The following is a 17,489-nucleotide window of genomic DNA, read 5'->3' on the forward strand; positions in this document are numbered from 1 at the left end:
AATCCGGTTTCCGGTAACATGGAGTATTCGGTTATGAACCGGGCCTGTATAAAGAAATTTTTCATGGAAACGGAATTGAATACCCGGGTAGATTGTGTTATAACAGAAGCATCGAATGGTGCGAGTCTTTTAGTAAACGATTATCGTTGTATATTAGATAGTCCTTCAAAGCTCTTAGCTTCTATGGAAAAGAAGAAAGTTGAAGAAAAACCAAAAACGGTAGTTTCAAACTCTTCTGAAGATCCGGTTTCTGAGGAAATAATAAGAATTAATAAAAATCCTCTTTTAAGTCCGGAAGTAAAGTCTGTATTTATTCGAATTGCAAAAGAGCAGAATAAATGTAGGAATAGTTATAAAGGAATGAAGTGTATTCCGGCGGGTGAATTTATTCGCGGAAGTAATTCAAAGTTTTCCAATGAACATCCCGCTGAAAAAGTATATATCTCTGAATTTTATATGGATACTTATGAAGTTACAAATGAAGATTTCCGGAAATGCCTCGATGCCGGTAAGTGTTCGGACTGTTTGAAGACAAAGAAATGTAAAAAAGTTGGACCAAATTATGGCTGGCGTTATCGGGCTCCGAAGCAACCTATCCTGGGGATAAGCTGGTACTCAGCTAAAGAATACTGTGAGTTTATGGGAAAACGTCTTCCTACTGAAGCAGAATGGGAGAAGGCAGCGAGAGGCCCCGAATCGTTTCTGTATCCCTGGGGGAATACAAAAGCTACCTGTATGCACGCAATCATAGAAGATGAACTCGGAAGAAAAGGCTGTGTGGAGAAAAAAGTTTATCCTCCAAAAGATATGCCAACAAGAGAAATCGGAACCAGGCCTCCGGGAATCTACGGCTTATACGATATGGCGGGTAATTCCTGGGAATGGGTAAATGACTTCTATACTTCTTCCTATGCTAAATGTGGAGAAGCCTGTAAAGGAAAAGATCCCAGGGGGCCCTGTGCAGGAAAGGAACCCTGTAAAGGACATCAGCGAAAGATTGTCAAAGGAGGTTCCTGGTGGTGGGACTATTCTCATGCAAGGGGAGCGAGGAGGCGTTCTCATGACCCAAAAAATTATCCAGAATACCATCACTTTGGTTTTCGTTGTGCAAAAGATTAAGCCTTGTTACATGCTATAAGTTTTTAAACTTGTCCTGGTTCTCGTCGAGGAGATTCTTTACGGTTATAAATTTAGGAGAATGAACTTGTATGGTTTTTTGTATCGCACTTATGGAAGTGTTCGTTTCTTTACAAAAATTTTGGATACGCGGAATGATTGTATTTTTTACAAACCGGGAAGAAGGTTCATAATCATATAGGGTAAAAAGTATGTCTGTATAATCTAATATTTCAGATATCAGGAATATTAAAAGAGGAATTATCCAGATAAGTTGAATATGAGTCCAATGAAAAATAAGATAAAATGGGATATAAGAAAAAATAAATATTCCTCCGGCAAGTATGGGAGTGATTCCATGGAGTCGGCAACTTCTCGAGAAAGTGTCCTTATCTAAATCCCTGTCTATTTTTTTTAGAAAACGATAAACTACCTCGCTATTTTCTTTATCTATAGAATAGTCCGGCTCAAAGAAAACTTTTAATCACATTAAACCATATTCACTTTCCTTTGCATTTAATACAGTTTCAAAGTCGTACCTGTAATAATTATTCCCTCTCAAGAATTCTTCCAGGACTTCCTTGATATACTGCTGGTAAACTTTCTTCTTTGCTTTTTCATCAAAATAGTATTCCAGTTCTTCTTTGTAGGCGAGATAAGCTAATAGATTCCAAAAACTTAATAAACCTATAGGAATATAAAGCGGTAAATTAGCATAGGAAAAAAAAGCGATAAAGAATATTTCAAAAATGAGAAAGTATAGAAGATACTGTATAAAATAAAATAGGTGTTCTTTGAAAGACTTTTTCCAGATACGGGTATCTAAGATACGACCTATCCAGTGTATCTTTTGAAAATCTTTCTTATTAAGTTTTCGGGAAGATATAACGGGCGTGCCGCAATACTCGCAGGAATGCATCAGGCTATGAACAACTCCATTACAGGAGGAACAATGCAGTTTATCTTTTTTCATTGTATAAGTAGTTTACAATATCTTCATGATGACTGAGCTTATCCCGCTTTAATGCGTAAAATAAATATTCTTGAAACATGAGGAAGTCTATCCCGTGTATTTTTAAGCGATCTTCAATTTTTTTTAATAGTTTTTTTTGCATATATTTTTCTAAAACAGGATCATAGTAGTATAAATACTCATAATATATTTTGGATAAAAGAATAAAACCGGGAATAAGAAATATGGTGGATAAAAAAGAAAAATAAAACTCGGAAGTAATGTAAAATGCTATAAAACCGTATAAAGGGATAAGTAAAAATATGGATAGAGAATAAAAAAGAGGATGTTCCCAAAGAAAGCTGTAATTCCAGATTTCTGATTTGAAGTCCTGGAGCAAATCCTTCAGGGCCGCTTTTTGTTCCTTTGTAAAGTTAAAAACATTCTTTTGCGGGTTGTTACAGTAGCCACAACGAAGAGAGCTGGCGAGAATCTCAGCTCCGCAACTTGAACAGTGTTTCCATGGGAAAAATTTTTTAGAATTTGGATTCATGGTTTTACCTTAAAATCACTACTGTCCTAAGAAATCTATACATCTACCTATTTTGAGGCGAAAGCCTAAACCTAAGAAAAACAAAAAGGTAGACTAAGATTAAATCTTCAGTCTTAAAACTAATAATGCAAGCATTTTCTTGCTATAAGTTTAAAAAATAGTGGAAGAACATTGCAGTGATAGATATACAAAGACTTTTAGTTCATCTCTCTTAAGGGATGTTTGAATAAACCCTTAAGAGAAAATACGAGTAACTATATGGTTTGCTTTGTGGGTCTGAGTAAAATCTCACTGATAGAGACATTTGGATCCGTATCAATTGCAAACACCACAGCATCTGCAACCTGTTCAGGTTTCAGTGCATCAATAGCTTCGAAGAACTGTTTTAACTGTTCGACTACCGAATCGTCATTGATTGTACTGAGCAGATTTGTCTTTACGGCTCCCGGAGATATGATGGTAGATTTTATATTATCATTTAAATGCTCCTGCCTCAGACCTTCCATTACTGCTCGTACCATGAATTTGGTTCCACAGTATACAGCCGAGCCCGGGTAGACTACATGGCCTGCAACCGAATCTGTAGTGATAATATGGCCACTTTTCTGTTTTACCATGATAGGTAGGGCTGCTGCGATACCATTTAATACACCCGTGACATTGATGTCTAACATATCCTGCCATTCATTCCTTCTACCCTCAACTAATGGAGCTGTAGGCATGACTCCGGCATTATTAAATAGAACATCAACACGACCATATTTTTCCATAGCTCGATTAACCATTGTTTCAATATCTGCATAATTTGAAACATTACCGACGACATAACTGATTTCTGTATTCGGAACTGAGTCGGCTATACGTTTAAGCTCTGATTCTCGCCTTGCAAACATAATCACTTTTTCACCTTTCAGAGCAAGTTTTTTTGCTGTTGCTTCTCCGATTCCACTGGATGCGCCTGTGATTAATATTACTTTTTTACGATCTTCCATTTTAAATCTCCTCTAATTTTACTCGGGTTTAAGTATCTCAATTTTCACTTCTTTTGATTTATTCCATTTTTCTAAAATACTTATGTCAGAATCTATTTTTCCTAAAATAACGAGACCTTTAGCATACTGGAAATTCCTGTAAAAAATAGCTATGTTTCCCCATGGAGCATAATAGGTAATGTCTCCTTTTGAGGGTTCCATACCGGCAGGGGCATCCTGCAATGACAGTTTTTTAGGTAAATAAAATATCTTTTCTGTATTCGCATAATCATCCAACTTGATGCTTAAGGGTAGTAGGGACACAAAATCCCTGGCTGTTGGATTGTTATATATTGTAGCTGTGAGTATGTGGGTATCCATTATAATTCTAATTTTCATATTTTTTCCGGGTATCCTTTTTATAGATTTAGGTTCATTAGCATAAGCTGAAATACAGATTATAAAAGTCAGAGCCACTAAATACATCCGATTCTTCATTCGATTTCTCCATTTATTTTTTTAAAAAGTTGATTTAATTGCTTTGATTGTATTGTTCATCCGAAACAGCTTCCATCCATTCAACGTTCTTTCCATCTTTGGATTCTTGTATCACAACATGACTCATTCTTTCTGACTTATCTGCACCGTGCCAGTGTTTGACTCCGGGGGGAGTCCAAATAACATCTCCGCTTTTAATACTTTGAATTTTTCCTCCCCATTGTTGAATAAGTCCATTTCCTTCTGTCACTATCATTAACTGTCCCATTGGATGTGTATGCCAGTTGGTTCTGGACTTTGGAAAGAAGGTAACTAAAGCCCCTGACACTTTACGGGGTTCTTTAATATCTAATAATCCTTTTACTTCTACCGGACCGGTGAATAGTTTTGTCGGAACATTTAATGTAGACTGAGTTTCTTTTCGAGTAATTACCATTTGAGAATTTATACTCTCCTTGACTGTACTACAAGTAGAAATAAGAGCTAATAATAAAAGTATAGCTAATCTCATTTTATTCTCCTCTTTTAAACAGGTTCTCCTGTTATGTTTATAGCTTTATTATCTCATATTATTTAAAGAAGGAAAATACCTGATTCTACGAAAGATTGCCTGATCCTACAAAAGTAAAAAAGGTTCTGGGCTGTGTGAGTTTCACACGCACTTTCAAAAATCCATTTTCAGAAACTATAGGCTCAATTGAAGCCCTGTCAAATCGTAGCTCGAATTCCATGATGATTGTAGAATAGCATGGAAGAGAGTCGCATTTTGTGAAGGGTTTTTATATAATTCCAAATTCTACTTTATAGGAACGGTATTGCTCTCTTGCTTTTTCTTCAGTTACTATTATTTTATCTTGAACGTCATCTCTCATTCTTATATAATAAAAAACTATAAACTCCTCTTCAGTAATAGTTTTATTTTTTGCTTTGAATAAAAGTTGTTCAAGTTCTGATTCTGTAATCTTCTCTGCCTTTTTTTCTAATGAACTCATAATATTTTTACCTTTCTAAGGTATGCTTCTATTATTGGAACCATACCATTAAATTCATTATCGGTCAAGTATACATTACTTCCTAATGAATTATAAAGACGAATTTTATCTTTTTTATTAATTCCGGAAACTCTGTAATCGGGAATTTTCGTTTCATCATAGGGAATTCCTATGGGAATTGAAGATGCACTGGTTTTGATTGAATCCTGTATCCGAGAAACTACATAGGCATCGATCCTACAAAAGTAAAAAAGATACTTGTTTTATTAGAAAAGCTAAAAAATAAACTTTATCTAAGGAAGAAGTAACAATGAATTTAAAGGGAACTCTGTTTTTTTTCTGCGGAAAGATGGGAGCAGGAAAATCTACTTATTCTAAAAAGCTTGTCGATGAACTTAAGGCCATTTATTTATCTGAAGATGATTGGCTTTCTGCTATTTATCCGGAGGAAATAAAAAACTTTGATGACTACATTAAATATTCATCACGATTGAAGCCTCTATTGAAAGAGCATGTGCAAAGAATCTTACATTCGGGTATTTCTGTAGTGATGGATTTTCCCGGGAACACAAGACAACAGAGAGCATGGTTTAAAGAAATATTTTCAGGAGCTCAGATACCGCATAAATTGATTTACCTAAAAGCAGATGATGGACTTTGTTTAAAACGGCTTGAACAACGAAGGAAGAGTTCTCCGGAGCGAGCTCGATTTGATACGGAAGAGGTTTTTTATCAGGTAAGCAGTTATTTTCAAGCTCCAACTGATGATGAAGAATTTAATATTGAAGTTCTTAGTCAATAGGATTTAAAGGAGTAATGTCCTCACTTATCTTGAAGAAGTAAAAAAGATAGTAGTTGTTATTAGAGCTTTAATTGATTCTATGAAATAGGAGAATGTATATGAATCACAATAGAACACTTGAATTACTTGATAATCTTGTTCCGGAAGAAGGTGTTATTTTTGATATTATAGATAAAGTAGATATTTTTCGCATTACCAGAGCTACTCCAAGAGAACCTAAGACCTATGAACCCAGTATCATTTTTTTGGCCCAGGGTAGTAAACGGGTATTTGTTGGTGAAGAAGAATTTAAATACGATCCCCTCAATTATCTTGTTCTTTCTGTGCCACTACCCCTTGAATGTGAAACAAATGCTACTGAAGAAAAACCCTTACTGGGCCTTACTGTAAAAGTAGATCCTTCTACAATAGGGGAGATCATGCTGAAAATAGATAGTAATATACAAAATTCCGAATTTATTCCGAAAGGCATTTACTCTGCTAACATAGACAACTATTTAATTGATGCTATTACCAGACTTTTAGAGTCGCTTTCTTCTCCTGCTGATCGTAGTTTTCTCGGACCGATGATTGTTAAGGAAATTATATATAGAGTTCTATGTGGAGAAAAAGGAAATGCACTTCGTGCCCTGGCTTATAAAAATCAGCACTTTTTCCAGATAGCCAAAATACTTGATAAGATCCATAAATCCTATAATGCCAAATTTGATTTAAACTCTCTTGCTTTTGAAGCCGGAATGAGCATTTCGGCATTTCATTCCAGTTTTAAAGCAGTAACGAATACTTCTCCTTTACAATATATCAAGAATATAAAACTCCAAAAAGCTAAAATGTTAATGCTCGAAGAGGGAATCAAGGCCTACAATGCAGCATATCATGTAGGCTACGAAAGTATATCCCAATTTAACCGAGAATACAAAAGACTATTTGGATTACCTCCGGCTAAAGATACGGCTGCACATACGTAAAAGAAAATTTAATCGGTAAGAATTAAAAAAAGAAGGTTATAAATTCAAATCGTAAGTTTACCTATTGAGAAAGTAGGAAAGCAAGCTTAGAAGCAGACTTACTATAATCATAGAAGTGAAAGGAATAAATACCTTCGTATTTTCTGTTTCGATTCGAATATCTCCCGGTAATCTACCAAACCAGTTTAAGACACCGGGAGTCACATATAAAAGGATGCCCGATACGGTTAAAAAAATCCCGATAAGAATTAAATACTTTGCCATATTCACCTCCTGCCTATTCGTTAGTAAAAAAATCTTTTGTTAAAGCATTCACGTTTTTTAAACCTTTGTTCTGTAGGGTCGTAATGGTGGCTCCTGCTTTTTCGGATAGAGCTGAACCTATAACAGCACCAATCGGTCCTCCCATTACCATCCCGGTGTATACTCCTGCCAACCACACCTTATCAATACTAAAAGGCATATAATCAGAGCGGGAATAGTGCATTGGAATTTTTAGACCCTTACCGGCCAAACTACTCGAAACCATTAAGCTGGCTGAAATATCATCTTTAGGATTATCTAAACCTATATCAGCTTTGCCAAGAGTATTAAAAATACTTCCCTGCATATCGAAGTGTTTTATTTTGAATCGTTTATTTTTAACTAAATAAGCAATATCTATAGTTTTGTAGCGAGATAAATTTGAATTTAGTTTCTTGTCAGAAGGGATGATTTTATTCAAAAAACGAATAGGGTAGAGAATGTCAGCCCTATCATGCAGAACTCCGTTAAGAAGAAGGCTCGAACCGCTGGCATATAAATTGGAAAAGAAGTCTTTATTTTTGTATTGGTTATCCGTCCGGACTTTAAGAGCTGTATGCAGGGTTCCTTCTATCATATTATTCCCCAAATATTCCTTAGATAGTTCTTTCATGTCAATGTCCTGAAGTTTGACATTGGCCAGAACTCGAATTGTATCTTTTAAAAAAATATCTCCGCTTATCTTAAGCTGTCCCTTGAAAAAATTTATTAAACCGCTTGTAAAATGGAGATATTCATTATTTAATACGCTATTTAGATAATACCGTCGGATATTGTATTTATCATAATGTATTAACCCGGCAGAGTAGTGCAGGTCTACAAATAAGTTTAGCTTTGCCTGTTCTTTTTTTTCTTCGGTTTCTGGTTTTATTATTTTGCTTTCTTCTTTTGTGTTTAGAGAATTAGTAAAAGCTAAAATTTTATCCACATTGACCCGATTGGAATGTATGCGAAGTTTTAGATTTGGGCGATAAGTGAAATTTAGAGAAGAATCTATATCCAGGTCTAAGAGATTTCCTATATTTATCTTTAAAGATTCCGTTTGAAGTTTTTTTGTTCCAAAAGGGTAATGAAGTTTACCGGAAAGCAGGATCGGGCCGAGTGCATGTAATTTGTTATCATCACCTTTATACTGTAAGGGCTGTATATGAAGATACGGAATTGAACTTGAAAAAATAGAAGCGGACTTCTTTTTGTTAATCTTTACTTTCAGGTTTGCATGGGTGCCGGATAAGACAATAGAGGGAAGAGACTTCAAATAATTTGCATATTCATAGAGAGGAAATTTGTTTAATTCTATATCTGCATCTAAAAAGATAGAGGGAACGGATAGTTCTTTCGGGTCGATGCCTCCCTTTGCGGAAATAAGTAAATTAGATTTTCCAAATAAACTATCTAAATCGAGTTTGAGCTGGCTAAAGGATCTATAGGAAATATTCAATTTAGTTAAAATAAGTTCATGTTTAATGATCTTCGGATGGAAGTTTCTTATTTTTATCTCCAGGTTTTCAATAGAAAGGTTGAAATGTAATTTCTTGTCGAGAAATTCAATGATTCTTTTTGAACTATCTTTTTTTGCGGGGTCTTCTTTTTTCTCTTCTTTTGAATCCGTCAGACTTTTTAAAATAGCAGGTACATCTACAAGGCCATTCTTGAGGGAAAATTCATCGATAGAGATAGCCTGTCCGGCAAAAAAACCGGGCCAGAATATGCTTACACTTAGAGTTTTTAGATCGACTAACTTGAGTTTCTCTTTGGGAAAATCCACATGAAGGGTATCAAAGGAAAGATGAAGAGAGGGATATACAGCAAATTTTAGGTCTTCAATTTGTAGCCTATAATCCGTATACCGATTTACATTCTCAACTATTAAATCTTTGTAAAAATTTGGGTTTAAAAATAGAGGTATATACAGGAGTAGGGGAAGAGAAAAGAAGAACAGGCTAAAAAAGAACCAACCTATAAACAACTTTCTAAGGATCTTAAAAAATCTTTTCATTGAAAAAAATGCCAAACTGAGATAAGAGTGAAGGGTGAGTTATAAGAATTCAAGAAGTATTTTAAAAAAGATTTTATATTTTTCGCTTATCCTGAATCTCTCATGTCAGGTAGTCATGAAACTCAGGAGTCAGAGGCACGGGGATTTGAATCGAGTAACTAATTCTATCGGGATGGAATTTATACAGGTGCCGGCAGGAGAATTTCTCATGGGTTGTAGTAAGGCCGATGCCTTCTGTGATGAAGACGAGAAGCCCGAACACGAGGTTGAAATCCGAAAGTCTTTTTATATGGCCGTAACAGAAGTTACCAATCGTGAATTTATGCTGTTTATAAAGGAGACTTCCTATAAGACGGAGGCAGAGAAAATACATTCGACAAATACATTCAGAAGCTGTTATACTCATCTTCCCAAACCCGATACACCTGTTATTTGTATTAGTTATAACGACGCTAAAGCCTTTGCCGATTGGCTTTCTGAAAAAGAAAAGGTACGCTATCGGCTTCCAAAAGAAGCTGAGTGGGAGTATGTAGCTCGAACGGATTTAATCACTCCATATTCCTGGGGCTTTGAGTTTGAAGAGGGTTTTGCCTGGTATAAGAAAAACTCAGGTGGAAATCCGCATCCTGTTAAACAAATGAAACCAAATTTTTGGGGCTTTTATGATATGTCAGGAAATATCTGGGAGTGGTGCGAAGATAATTATGATAAGGATGCCTATAAGCCTGCTAAAGAAAGAAAACAAACAAATCAGAGTGCACCCAAAGTTCTGAGAGGTGGAAGTTGGTTTGATGCCCATGTTATGCTTCGTGTTTCTGTTAGAGAATTTGCACCACCCGAAACAATAGAAAGTCACTATGGTTTTCGGCTTATCAGAGAAGATTTATAGAAAAGGAGTTCCTTATAGACTATCTACAAATTGTTGAACTTCCATTTTATACTGTTCGGGTCTTGCCTGCATGGATTTTCCATGAACGGCATTCCAATCTGTTAAAAGGAGTTTACTTTTGGGGTGCTTCAAGTTTTGAAAGATTACTTTGGAATGGTAGGGAAGGGTATATACATCTGAGTTGGAATGAATGATAAGAACCGGGCAGTGAATGTCGGAAGCCAGTTTTTCGGCAGATACTTCGTCCGGACGAAAGTCTGCAAACAGGGAGGCAAAGAAAAATGCAGCAGGAGCTGAGAATTGTATATATATAGGGTATCGTTTTAAAGCCTGTTCAGTTAGTATCGATTTCATATCTTTATAAGGAGAATCTGCCAGTACAAACCAGAACATCTCTTTACTTTTACCGACAGCCTGTAAAGAAATAGAAGCCCCGTAAGATACTCCAACAAAAGCAATGCGTTTAGTTTTTAAACCTGCCTTTTTCTGAAGATAGGTGCTCACATTTAGAAGATCGTTTTTCTCATGATATCCGAATGTGCCATATTTTCCTTCGCTTTTTCCGTGGTGTCTTGCATCTAAATAGATTTCGTGACAGTTATACTTCTCAAAGATATAAGCATATTTGTACATATGGTAGCGGGTTCCCGAATATCCATGATTGTAAATAATTCCACAATCGGAAGATGATTTTTCAAAATAAGATCCGGCAAGTTTTATGCCTGAGGACTCAATAAAAACTTCTTTTGCATTTTCGGGTAGTTTAAGTTGGGAGAAGGAGCGAAAGCGATGATAGACTTTATCCTGCTCTAAGGTTCTGGTTTGGAATGCTACTATCTCAAAAGCAAAATAAATACCTATCGATAGATACATCAAAAGGGCCAGTAGCAAGAAGGCAAGGGTAAGTCGTTTCATCATGGTATTTCTACTTTTTTAGGACAATACTCATGTCCGGTAAGATAGTAAATTTGCTCTTGCAGGAAGGGCATTGATGATTCCCCCTCGAACGCACCCTTAAGCGTGCATCACATCCCGGACAGCGGATAATGACTCCTTTTTTCTTAGCATTCGCTCTTTTTAGTTTTTCTTCCAGGTCTTTTTCAAAATGCTCAAAGTAAGCTTTACCACTTTCCACATCCTGGAAAAATTCCAGTCTTTTGTCTCCCGCGAAAATAGATAGCTGGGAATGGCTTTCTTCCTTTAAGCCGGCGATGCCAAAATATAGGTACATACCTGAATTTTGAAATGTTTCGGGAAGGTAGTCTGAACTACCTACTTCGATAGCAGATACATCCGAAAAGTTTAAAAGAATCAGGGCCGGACCGGGAGAAACATCCAGTATTTCTTTCTGTAAATCCCTGGAAAGGTGTCTATCGAGTATGCCGGAAAGATGAATAAGAATTTTTCTAATTTTAAACAATGATTTTTCCTGAAAAATGATTTATGATATATAATGTACTATTGGAAATGAAACCTTCATTTTAAATGGATTATAATCCTTATTACATTTAAAGCAGAAACCGATTTTTTTTACAAGTAGATTTAGTTTTATGTTGAATCAATACAAACGATACCTGATATTTCCGATAGATATGGGCTTCATGATCCTATCTTTTTTCCTGGCCCACTGGATTCGATATGAGAGTTTTGAGTTTATTGCGAATCCAATGAAATTTACCCTTTCTATGCTGGTGGTAGTAGGTTCTCGTTCCATTGTTTTTATCTTTTCGAATATCTATCGTTCTATCTGGGCTTATGCCTCCATTCATGACCTTTTAGAAATCATTAAAACCACCATCATTTCTTCTCTTGTTTCTACCGTGACCCTACTTTTTTATAACCGCTTTCATCATCAATCCAGGATGGTACAGGTGCTGGACGGTCTTTTACTTTTGAGCTTTCTATGCTTTCGGAGTTTTTCCTGGAGGTTGATGCGAGATTACTATCTCGAAGAACGAAATGCCGGACTCCCGACTCTTCTCATCGGAGCCGGAAAACTGGGTGCCATGTTATTAACCGAACTCAGGAGGCAGACGGATCTGGGTCTGAAACCCATTGGTTTTTTGGATGATGATAATAATAAAGTAGGAGCCCATATTCACGGTTTACCGGTACTGGGTCTTGTCAATGAACTGGAGAGAATTATTCAGGAGAATGAAGTAAAAGAAGTGATTATTACTTCCAACAAACTGGTAGGAAAGCAAATCAGTTGGATTAAATCCGTCTGCGAGAGGTTCCATATCATTATCAAAATAGTCCCTTCTTTTAGTGATATTTTTTCCGGGAAATTAAGTGTGAGTCAGATTCGAGAGATACGGGTAGAAGACCTTCTGGGTAGAGATGCAGTAGATTTAGAGATTGCCTCTATTCGTTCTTATCTCCAGGGAAAAACTATTTTAATTACAGGTGCTGCCGGTTCTATAGGAAGTGAAATCTCAAGGCAGGTCTCCCGCTTTGGTCCATCAAGAGTTATCTTGCTCGATTCGGCAGAAACTCCCCTGTATCATATTGATTATGAATTAAGAACTACCAATCCGGAACATATTGAATATGTATCCCTTATCGCGGATGTAAAAAATGTTTCCCGTCTGAGTTCCATTTTTGAGACCTGGAAGCCCTCCGTTGTTTTTCACTGTGCTGCTTATAAACATGTCCCTTTGATGGAAATAAACCCGGAGGAAGCCGTTTTAAATAATGTACAGGGCACAAAAAATGTTGCGGACATCTCCCAGCTCTCCGGTGTCGATAAGTTTGTTTTAATCTCTACTGATAAGGCGGTTAATCCTGTGAATATCATGGGAGCGAGTAAACGAGCCGCCGAACTATATATACAATACATTGCTCCTGCGTCTCGAACCAGATTTGTAACGGTTCGCTTTGGAAATGTCCTCGGATCCAATGGAAGTGTAATTCCTCGTTTTAAAGAGCAGATAGAAAATGGAGGTCCTATTACGGTTACTCATCCGGACATCATCCGCTATTTCATGACGATACCCGAAGCCTCCCAATTAGTCATCCAGGCCGGGGCCATGGGAGAGCGCGGAGAAATTTTTTTACTGGATATGGGAGAACCGGTAAAGATACTGGAATTAGCTGAAGAGATGATTCGTTTATCCGGTTTGCAACCTTATAAAGACATTGATATCGTTTTTACAGGACTCCGACCGGGAGAAAAATTATACGAAGAGTTATTATTGGGGATGGAAGGCATAAAGAAAACCCATCATCCCAAAATAATGATAGCCGCGCATTCAGAATCTATTAACCGAATGCGTTTTCTTGAGGATCTGAATGAGTTATTTCAGGTAGCCAGGGCAGGTAAAAGAGAAGAAATCTTTCAGCTATTTAAAAAGATTGTAACAGAATACAAACGTCATGATGAATATATTACTTCCCAAAAGGTGAAAAATGAGTAGTAAACTGGGCCCTGAAGAAAAGAAATATTTAAGAGATTTTAAATCTGGTGTATTGAAAACATACTCCGAAAAGTTCGGAACTTTTTATATCCATGTGATTCCGCATCCTAACCTTGAAATTGGAAAAAGAGGTCTGGTAGGTGAAGAAAAAGAAGCCGGTATAGTCCTGGTTCTCGGACCTCAGGCGGTGCGGGAAATTTTCCATGAGCAGGAATTTCTCTACATGGAATTACAATTTGGGTTTAACTGGGAAAAGTTAATTATACCCTGGGATGCCCTTTTCCGGGTCTATGATAAGTCCCAGAATGCCATTACCCAGATGAGAGTATTTACGGATGAATTACAATTCCAACCTCCGAGCGGTAAACCCAAAGAAGAGAAGAAAGTGGAATCCAAAGAATCCAAGGTAATACAGGTAGATTTCAGTCGCAAGGACTCCTGAGTTTAAATCCTTGACACCGGGTGAACTCTCGGAGCTTGGTAAAACAAAAGTGGCATATAGAATAGAGGTATAGATGACTTTAGGTATCACGGAAGTGAAGAAAGGGATGGTTTTAAAAGTGGAAGGAGACCTGTTTTCCGTTGTTAAAACAGAGTTTGTGAACCCGGGAAAGGGAAGTGCATTCATTAGAACTAAGTTAAAAAGCCTGACCAAGAACAGTACCCTTGAACGGACTTTTAAGGCTTCTGAAAAGCTTGAAAGCGTAGAGCTGGAAAAAAGGAATATGACGTATTGCTACCGGGAAGAAAGGCACATTGTCTTTATGGATGTGAATGACTACGAACAAATTCATGTTCCTGAAGAATACGTAGAGGAAATTCTTCCTTTCATGAAAGAAGAAACCCCGGTAGAAGTAACTTTCTATGAATCCAAGGCCATCGGTGTTATACCACCAAACTTTGTCGAACTTGAAGTAACCTATGCTGAAGAAGGTCTGAAGGGAGATACTTCCGGAACAGCTTTAAAGCGAGTAACCGTAGAAACCGGTGGAGAAATCAATGTTCCTATCTTTGTAAAACAGGGTGATGTTCTTAAAATTGACCTGAGGGATTTAAGCTATGTAGAGAGGGTCAATAAGTAATGGCAACGATTGTTCAAAAAGGAAAACCTGAAATTACAGAAAAGTCAGCTGTAAAAGCTTTCTTAAAAGACAGGGGAGTGGAATACGACCACTGGCCCGTACCTGAATCTGCGAATATTCTTACCGGTAAACAGGTTCTGAGTGATTCCGAAAAAGAAGAGTTACTCGGGCATGTGAATCAATATTTCTTAGAACTACAGACTAAGTTTGGTTACAGAACCAGAGACCTGGTTGTCTTACATCCTGAGGTTCCCGGCCTGGATGAAATGCTCGCCAAATTCGATAAGGTTCACTTTCATTCCGATGATGAGGTTCGCTATATTATCGATGGAACCGGGATTTTTGGTTTTACCCTCTCAAACGGAGAAAAGTTCCTGGTTCATGTAGAAAAGGAAGATTTCATTTTTGTTCCAAAGAACATCAATCACTGGTTTTATCTGGATGAGAAAAAACGGATTAAGGCTGTACGTTATTTCTCGGATACCAGTGGCTGGGTTCCCAATTATGTAGACGAACCTAATTCTATAGACTGAATGAACTCAGAAGAACTTTCATCTGAGATTGAACTGTTAATTCAATATTCGAGACAATATTATTCCCGTGCCTGGATGTATGCAACAGCAGGGAATCTTTCCATCATTGATAGAGAAAAGGGAGAGGTCTGGATTACTGCTTCGGGTAGAAATAAATCCTGCCTGACAAAAGAAGATTTTCTTCCTGTTTCTTTGATAAGTGGTTTTAAGGTCAGTGAAACCACATTACGACCCAGTGCGGAAACTTCTCTTCATCGGGTCATATACTCTGAAGTTCAGGAGGCAGGTTCGGTCTTACACGTTCATACGCCTGCTTCTGCGGCTTTTTATATTCACCTCGATAGAGAGCATCCCCAGGATTTATTTGTTCTTCCTAATATAGAAATGCTGAAAGCGTTTGGAGATTTCCGGGAGAATCCTGATTTCCGAGTTCTTTGCCTGTATAATTACGGTAAGGTAGAAGATATTGCAGAGAAGCTTTCTACTTTTATAAAAAGTTATCCACTTGAAGTGCCATTTTTTTTAATCGAAAACCATGGGATTACTGTCTGGGGAAAAAATGCAGAAGAAGCAAATAAGCACCTTGAGGCGGCAGAACATATACTTCAGGTTATTTCTCTCAGAAGAGGAAATCTTGATTTCTAATCCTGTATTTTGCAGATAGCTGTTACTTCGAGGACATTATTTTCAACCCTATAAGAAAGCAGGTAATCGGTTTCAAAAGGAATTCGGTATAAACCCAGACGGCTTCCTTCATCTTCCGGATTTTCAATAATTTCTTTTAAACGGTTAATGTAAAGGGTTTGAGGCTCTTCTGAGCGGATAAGGTTATCAATATACAATTTGAATATCTTAAAATTTTCACTTTCTTCAATGACCCCATTTCTCACACTTATAATAATTTCTTTAGGAGAGTATTCAAAGTGAAATTCAACCGAACTTAGCTCAGGAACTGCGGTCCCATATTTAATCGCATTCTCCAATAGTTCGGAAGCTACTATTTCGGAAGCATAGATAATCTCAACTCCAAACTCTTCAAGGAGCTTTCGTATTTTATAGCGCATATTCCGCACAGTTCCCCAGACGGGCTGTACGGATATGTGAATGGAACCATCATTCATTTGTTTATTCTTTGGCCTCTTTTTTGATTTTTGCCTGAAGGTTTAAAAGGGATTCCAGACCGATAGCGGTAAAGGGATTAATATTATTATTCCCATTTCCCCCGAGGATCATCATCTCCGGGAACTTCATTTTCGCCATTTCAGCTGCAATGCCGATAGCTGTTTCTTTTTGGATAGTAGCTTTTTCGAGTGGACTTAAACCCGCCTGAACTTTCAGTCTGGCTACTCTGGCTTCGGCTTCCCCTCTGGCAATCTTCGCTTTGGCTTCGGCAATGGCCTGCTCAGCTTCGAGTCGGGCAACGTCCCTTTGCTGCTCGGCTTCGGTCACCGCTTTAATTTTCTTTACTTCATACTCGGCTCTGGCTTTGGCTACATCAGCGTCTCCCTGTTGTTTGGCTGTAATCGCGTCCTGTTTGGCTCTTTCTGCCTTGGCTTTGGCTACGATTTTTTGCTGTTCCGCCTCTTTTTTCTTAGCAATTAGTTCATCGATGGTTTTATCAAAGTCAATTTCCTTGATTACAAATTGAAGGATCTCAATTTTATAGAGGGAGAAGGGGGAGGGTTTACGAATAATCGGCTGGCCATTTTCGCCTAATTTAATTTTAACCGTTCTATCTATAAACCTGTTGCCTTCCGGGTCAGTAATTTCTTTTTCTTCGAGGAGAGTTTCATAAATTCCCCTGCGAATCTGTTCTTCCACAAGGGCTGTAAATTCTGCACGCCTCGAACTATAGATTTCCTCAGCTTTCATTAAAGTGGCTGTTTGCATCATGGCTTCGACTATGGTCTGTAAAATTAAGTCTTTTTTTACTGCTGCAAAAGATTTGAAGTCCCTGTGCAGGGTAATCTGATCTGATTCTACCTGAGACAGGCGAAACTTTAAAGAACCCGATATCTGGGCCTGACCTCCATCATTAAACCGAACTGTAATGGGGTCTGCATCATAGCCGGTTCCACCTTCTTCTGCTCTTTTGGAAAAGTAATGAATGTCCGAAACGTGATAAGTAACAATATCTCCAAATAATTGGAAGTATAGTCCCGGCTTATTTATAACCGTAATGTCACCTGTCATGGCCGCCTGTTTTACCTGGTAGTATCCAACCTTATTTGATTCAAAAATCTGACTCGACATGGCACCGATAATGACCACTATAATTACAGAAAGAAAAATAAAAAATTTAGACTGTAGACTCATATTTCCTACATTTTCTGCATGCCCTTCAATTTTCTTTTTTATATTCAAGAGATGCACCTCCTATATATGTTTATACCTGAGGATGTATCAATACCCATC

The 17,489-nt window shown here is 37.4% G+C and carries 21 protein-coding genes; 9 read left to right on the top strand and 12 right to left on the bottom strand.

All coding sequences use genetic code 11. From position 1 onward, the window contains the following. Positions 1-183 precede the first annotated feature (183 nt). Positions 184-1,119 carry a formylglycine-generating enzyme family protein gene (locus H7A25_21015; protein ID MCP5502391.1) on the top strand — a complete coding sequence of 312 codons (936 nt, stop codon included), beginning with the start codon at positions 184-186 and terminating at the stop codon, positions 1,117-1,119. A gap of 481 nt (positions 1,120-1,600) precedes the next feature. Here H7A25_21015 and H7A25_21020 read toward each other — a convergent pair whose 3' ends face one another. The 6 genes from H7A25_21020 to H7A25_21045 form a co-directional block, all read right to left on the bottom strand. Next, positions 1,601-2,089: a hypothetical protein gene (locus tag H7A25_21020; GenBank protein ID MCP5502392.1), complete on the bottom strand. Its 489-nt coding sequence runs from the start codon at positions 2,087-2,089 to the stop codon at positions 1,601-1,603. Continuing rightward, the gene (locus tag H7A25_21025; GenBank protein MCP5502393.1) at positions 2,076-2,621 is read right to left on the bottom strand and encodes a hypothetical protein; all 546 of its coding nucleotides are present in this window, start codon (positions 2,619-2,621) and stop codon (positions 2,076-2,078) included. The genes H7A25_21020 and H7A25_21025 overlap by 14 nt, the downstream gene beginning before the upstream one ends. A 254-nt stretch (positions 2,622-2,875) precedes the next feature. Further along, positions 2,876-3,613, bottom strand: a complete 738-nt coding sequence (locus H7A25_21030) for an SDR family oxidoreductase (GenBank protein MCP5502394.1) — start codon at positions 3,611-3,613, stop codon at positions 2,876-2,878. 18 nt (positions 3,614-3,631) lie between these two features. Then, positions 3,632-3,991 (bottom strand): hypothetical protein, encoded by a 360-nt coding sequence (locus H7A25_21035; GenBank protein ID MCP5502395.1) that lies wholly within the window; start codon positions 3,989-3,991, stop codon positions 3,632-3,634. Between the two features lie 133 nt (positions 3,992-4,124). After that, complete coding sequence (locus tag H7A25_21040) at positions 4,125-4,526, bottom strand: cupin domain-containing protein (protein MCP5502396.1); 402 nt, start codon at positions 4,524-4,526, stop codon at positions 4,125-4,127. 343 nt (positions 4,527-4,869) lie between these two features. Next, positions 4,870-5,082, bottom strand: a complete 213-nt coding sequence (locus H7A25_21045; protein ID MCP5502397.1) for a hypothetical protein — start codon at positions 5,080-5,082, stop codon at positions 4,870-4,872. 310 nt (positions 5,083-5,392) lie between these two features. Between H7A25_21045 and H7A25_21050 the strand changes: the two genes are divergently transcribed. After that, positions 5,393-5,884 carry an ATP-binding protein gene (locus H7A25_21050; GenBank protein ID MCP5502398.1) on the top strand — a complete coding sequence of 164 codons (492 nt, stop codon included), beginning with the start codon at positions 5,393-5,395 and terminating at the stop codon, positions 5,882-5,884. Positions 5,885-5,976: 92 nt separating this feature from the next. Beyond that, on the top strand, positions 5,977-6,852 hold the full coding sequence (locus H7A25_21055) for an AraC family transcriptional regulator (protein ID MCP5502399.1): 876 nt from the start codon (positions 5,977-5,979) through the stop codon (positions 6,850-6,852). A 57-nt stretch (positions 6,853-6,909) separates the two neighbouring features. Here the strand turns inward: H7A25_21055 and H7A25_21060 are convergent, their stop codons facing one another. After that, a complete protein-coding gene (locus H7A25_21060) occupies positions 6,910-7,116 on the bottom strand; it encodes a DUF2905 domain-containing protein (protein ID MCP5502400.1) in 207 nt (68 codons plus the stop codon). Positions 7,117-7,129: 13 nt separating this feature from the next. Further along, on the bottom strand, positions 7,130-9,154 hold the full coding sequence (locus tag H7A25_21065; protein MCP5502401.1) for a hypothetical protein: 2,025 nt from the start codon (positions 9,152-9,154) through the stop codon (positions 7,130-7,132). Positions 9,155-9,188: 34 nt separating this feature from the next. Here H7A25_21065 and H7A25_21070 point away from each other — a divergent pair, with 34 nt between their 5' ends. Beyond that, on the top strand, positions 9,189-10,043 hold the full coding sequence (locus H7A25_21070) for a formylglycine-generating enzyme family protein (GenBank protein MCP5502402.1): 855 nt from the start codon (positions 9,189-9,191) through the stop codon (positions 10,041-10,043). A 12-nt stretch (positions 10,044-10,055) separates the two neighbouring features. On the opposite strand, the gene H7A25_21075 is transcribed toward H7A25_21070, so the two are convergent. Both H7A25_21075 and H7A25_21080 read right to left on the bottom strand, forming a co-directional pair. Beyond that, positions 10,056-10,961, bottom strand: coding sequence for an alpha/beta hydrolase (locus H7A25_21075; protein ID MCP5502403.1), 906 nt, complete (start codon positions 10,959-10,961; stop codon positions 10,056-10,058). 7 nt (positions 10,962-10,968) lie between these two features. Beyond that, positions 10,969-11,463: a hypothetical protein gene (locus H7A25_21080; protein ID MCP5502404.1), complete on the bottom strand. Its 495-nt coding sequence runs from the start codon at positions 11,461-11,463 to the stop codon at positions 10,969-10,971. 130 nt (positions 11,464-11,593) lie between these two features. On the opposite strand from H7A25_21080, the gene H7A25_21085 reads away from it, so the two are divergent. The 5 genes from H7A25_21085 (at position 11,594) to mtnB (ending at position 15,719) form a co-directional block, all read left to right on the top strand. After that, complete coding sequence (locus H7A25_21085; GenBank protein MCP5502405.1) at positions 11,594-13,459, top strand: polysaccharide biosynthesis protein; 1,866 nt, start codon at positions 11,594-11,596, stop codon at positions 13,457-13,459. Next, positions 13,452-13,901: a stringent starvation protein B gene (locus H7A25_21090; GenBank protein ID MCP5502406.1), complete on the top strand. Its 450-nt coding sequence runs from the start codon at positions 13,452-13,454 to the stop codon at positions 13,899-13,901. The genes H7A25_21085 and H7A25_21090 overlap by 8 nt, the downstream gene beginning before the upstream one ends. A 73-nt stretch (positions 13,902-13,974) precedes the next feature. Beyond that, positions 13,975-14,541, top strand: a complete 567-nt coding sequence (gene efp, locus H7A25_21095; GenBank protein MCP5502407.1) for an elongation factor P — start codon at positions 13,975-13,977, stop codon at positions 14,539-14,541. Further along, positions 14,541-15,074 carry an acireductone dioxygenase gene (locus H7A25_21100; GenBank protein ID MCP5502408.1) on the top strand — a complete coding sequence of 178 codons (534 nt, stop codon included), beginning with the start codon at positions 14,541-14,543 and terminating at the stop codon, positions 15,072-15,074. The genes efp and H7A25_21100 overlap by 1 nt, the downstream gene beginning before the upstream one ends. Next, on the top strand, positions 15,075-15,719 hold the full coding sequence (gene mtnB, locus H7A25_21105; protein ID MCP5502409.1) for a methylthioribulose 1-phosphate dehydratase: 645 nt from the start codon (positions 15,075-15,077) through the stop codon (positions 15,717-15,719). Here mtnB and H7A25_21110 read toward each other — a convergent pair. Beyond that, on the bottom strand, positions 15,716-16,195 hold the full coding sequence (locus tag H7A25_21110; protein ID MCP5502410.1) for a hypothetical protein: 480 nt from the start codon (positions 16,193-16,195) through the stop codon (positions 15,716-15,718). The genes mtnB and H7A25_21110 overlap by 4 nt on opposite strands. A 4-nt stretch (positions 16,196-16,199) precedes the next feature. Next, positions 16,200-17,438, bottom strand: coding sequence for a hypothetical protein (locus H7A25_21115; GenBank protein MCP5502411.1), 1,239 nt, complete (start codon positions 17,436-17,438; stop codon positions 16,200-16,202). Positions 17,439-17,489 lie beyond the last annotated feature (51 nt).

It is taken from the genome of Leptospiraceae bacterium (genome assembly GCA_024233835.1).
Classification (GTDB): domain Bacteria; phylum Spirochaetota; class Leptospiria; order Leptospirales; family Leptospiraceae; genus JACKPC01.

What these genes read in the sequence shown, in the direction of transcription:
- H7A25_21015 (MCP5502391.1), top strand. Translation starts at nt 184, where the DNA reads ATGGAAAAGAAGAAAGTTGAAGAAAAACCAAAAACGGTAGTTTCAAAC.
- H7A25_21020 (MCP5502392.1), bottom strand. Translation starts at nt 2,089, where the DNA reads ATGAAAAAAGATAAACTGCATTGTTCCTCCTGTAATGGAGTTGTTCAT.
- H7A25_21025 (MCP5502393.1), bottom strand. Translation starts at nt 2,621, where the DNA reads ATGAATCCAAATTCTAAAAAATTTTTCCCATGGAAACACTGTTCAAGT.
- H7A25_21030 (MCP5502394.1), bottom strand. Translation starts at nt 3,613, where the DNA reads ATGGAAGATCGTAAAAAAGTAATATTAATCACAGGCGCATCCAGTGGA.
- H7A25_21035 (MCP5502395.1), bottom strand. Translation starts at nt 3,991, where the DNA reads ATGAAAATTAGAATTATAATGGATACCCACATACTCACAGCTACAATA.
- H7A25_21040 (MCP5502396.1), bottom strand. Translation starts at nt 4,526, where the DNA reads ATGGTAATTACTCGAAAAGAAACTCAGTCTACATTAAATGTTCCGACA.
- H7A25_21045 (MCP5502397.1), bottom strand. Translation starts at nt 5,082, where the DNA reads ATGAGTTCATTAGAAAAAAAGGCAGAGAAGATTACAGAATCAGAACTT.
- H7A25_21050 (MCP5502398.1), top strand. Translation starts at nt 5,393, where the DNA reads ATGAATTTAAAGGGAACTCTGTTTTTTTTCTGCGGAAAGATGGGAGCA.
- H7A25_21055 (MCP5502399.1), top strand. Translation starts at nt 5,977, where the DNA reads ATGTATATGAATCACAATAGAACACTTGAATTACTTGATAATCTTGTT.
- H7A25_21060 (MCP5502400.1), bottom strand. Translation starts at nt 7,116, where the DNA reads ATGGCAAAGTATTTAATTCTTATCGGGATTTTTTTAACCGTATCGGGC.
- H7A25_21065 (MCP5502401.1), bottom strand. Translation starts at nt 9,154, where the DNA reads ATGAAAAGATTTTTTAAGATCCTTAGAAAGTTGTTTATAGGTTGGTTC.
- H7A25_21075 (MCP5502403.1), bottom strand. Translation starts at nt 10,961, where the DNA reads ATGATGAAACGACTTACCCTTGCCTTCTTGCTACTGGCCCTTTTGATG.
- H7A25_21085 (MCP5502405.1), top strand. Translation starts at nt 11,594, where the DNA reads ATGTTGAATCAATACAAACGATACCTGATATTTCCGATAGATATGGGC.
- H7A25_21090 (MCP5502406.1), top strand. Translation starts at nt 13,452, where the DNA reads ATGAGTAGTAAACTGGGCCCTGAAGAAAAGAAATATTTAAGAGATTTT.
- efp (MCP5502407.1), top strand. Translation starts at nt 13,975, where the DNA reads ATGACTTTAGGTATCACGGAAGTGAAGAAAGGGATGGTTTTAAAAGTG.
- H7A25_21100 (MCP5502408.1), top strand. Translation starts at nt 14,541, where the DNA reads ATGGCAACGATTGTTCAAAAAGGAAAACCTGAAATTACAGAAAAGTCA.
- mtnB (MCP5502409.1), top strand. Translation starts at nt 15,075, where the DNA reads ATGAACTCAGAAGAACTTTCATCTGAGATTGAACTGTTAATTCAATAT.
- H7A25_21110 (MCP5502410.1), bottom strand. Translation starts at nt 16,195, where the DNA reads ATGAATGATGGTTCCATTCACATATCCGTACAGCCCGTCTGGGGAACT.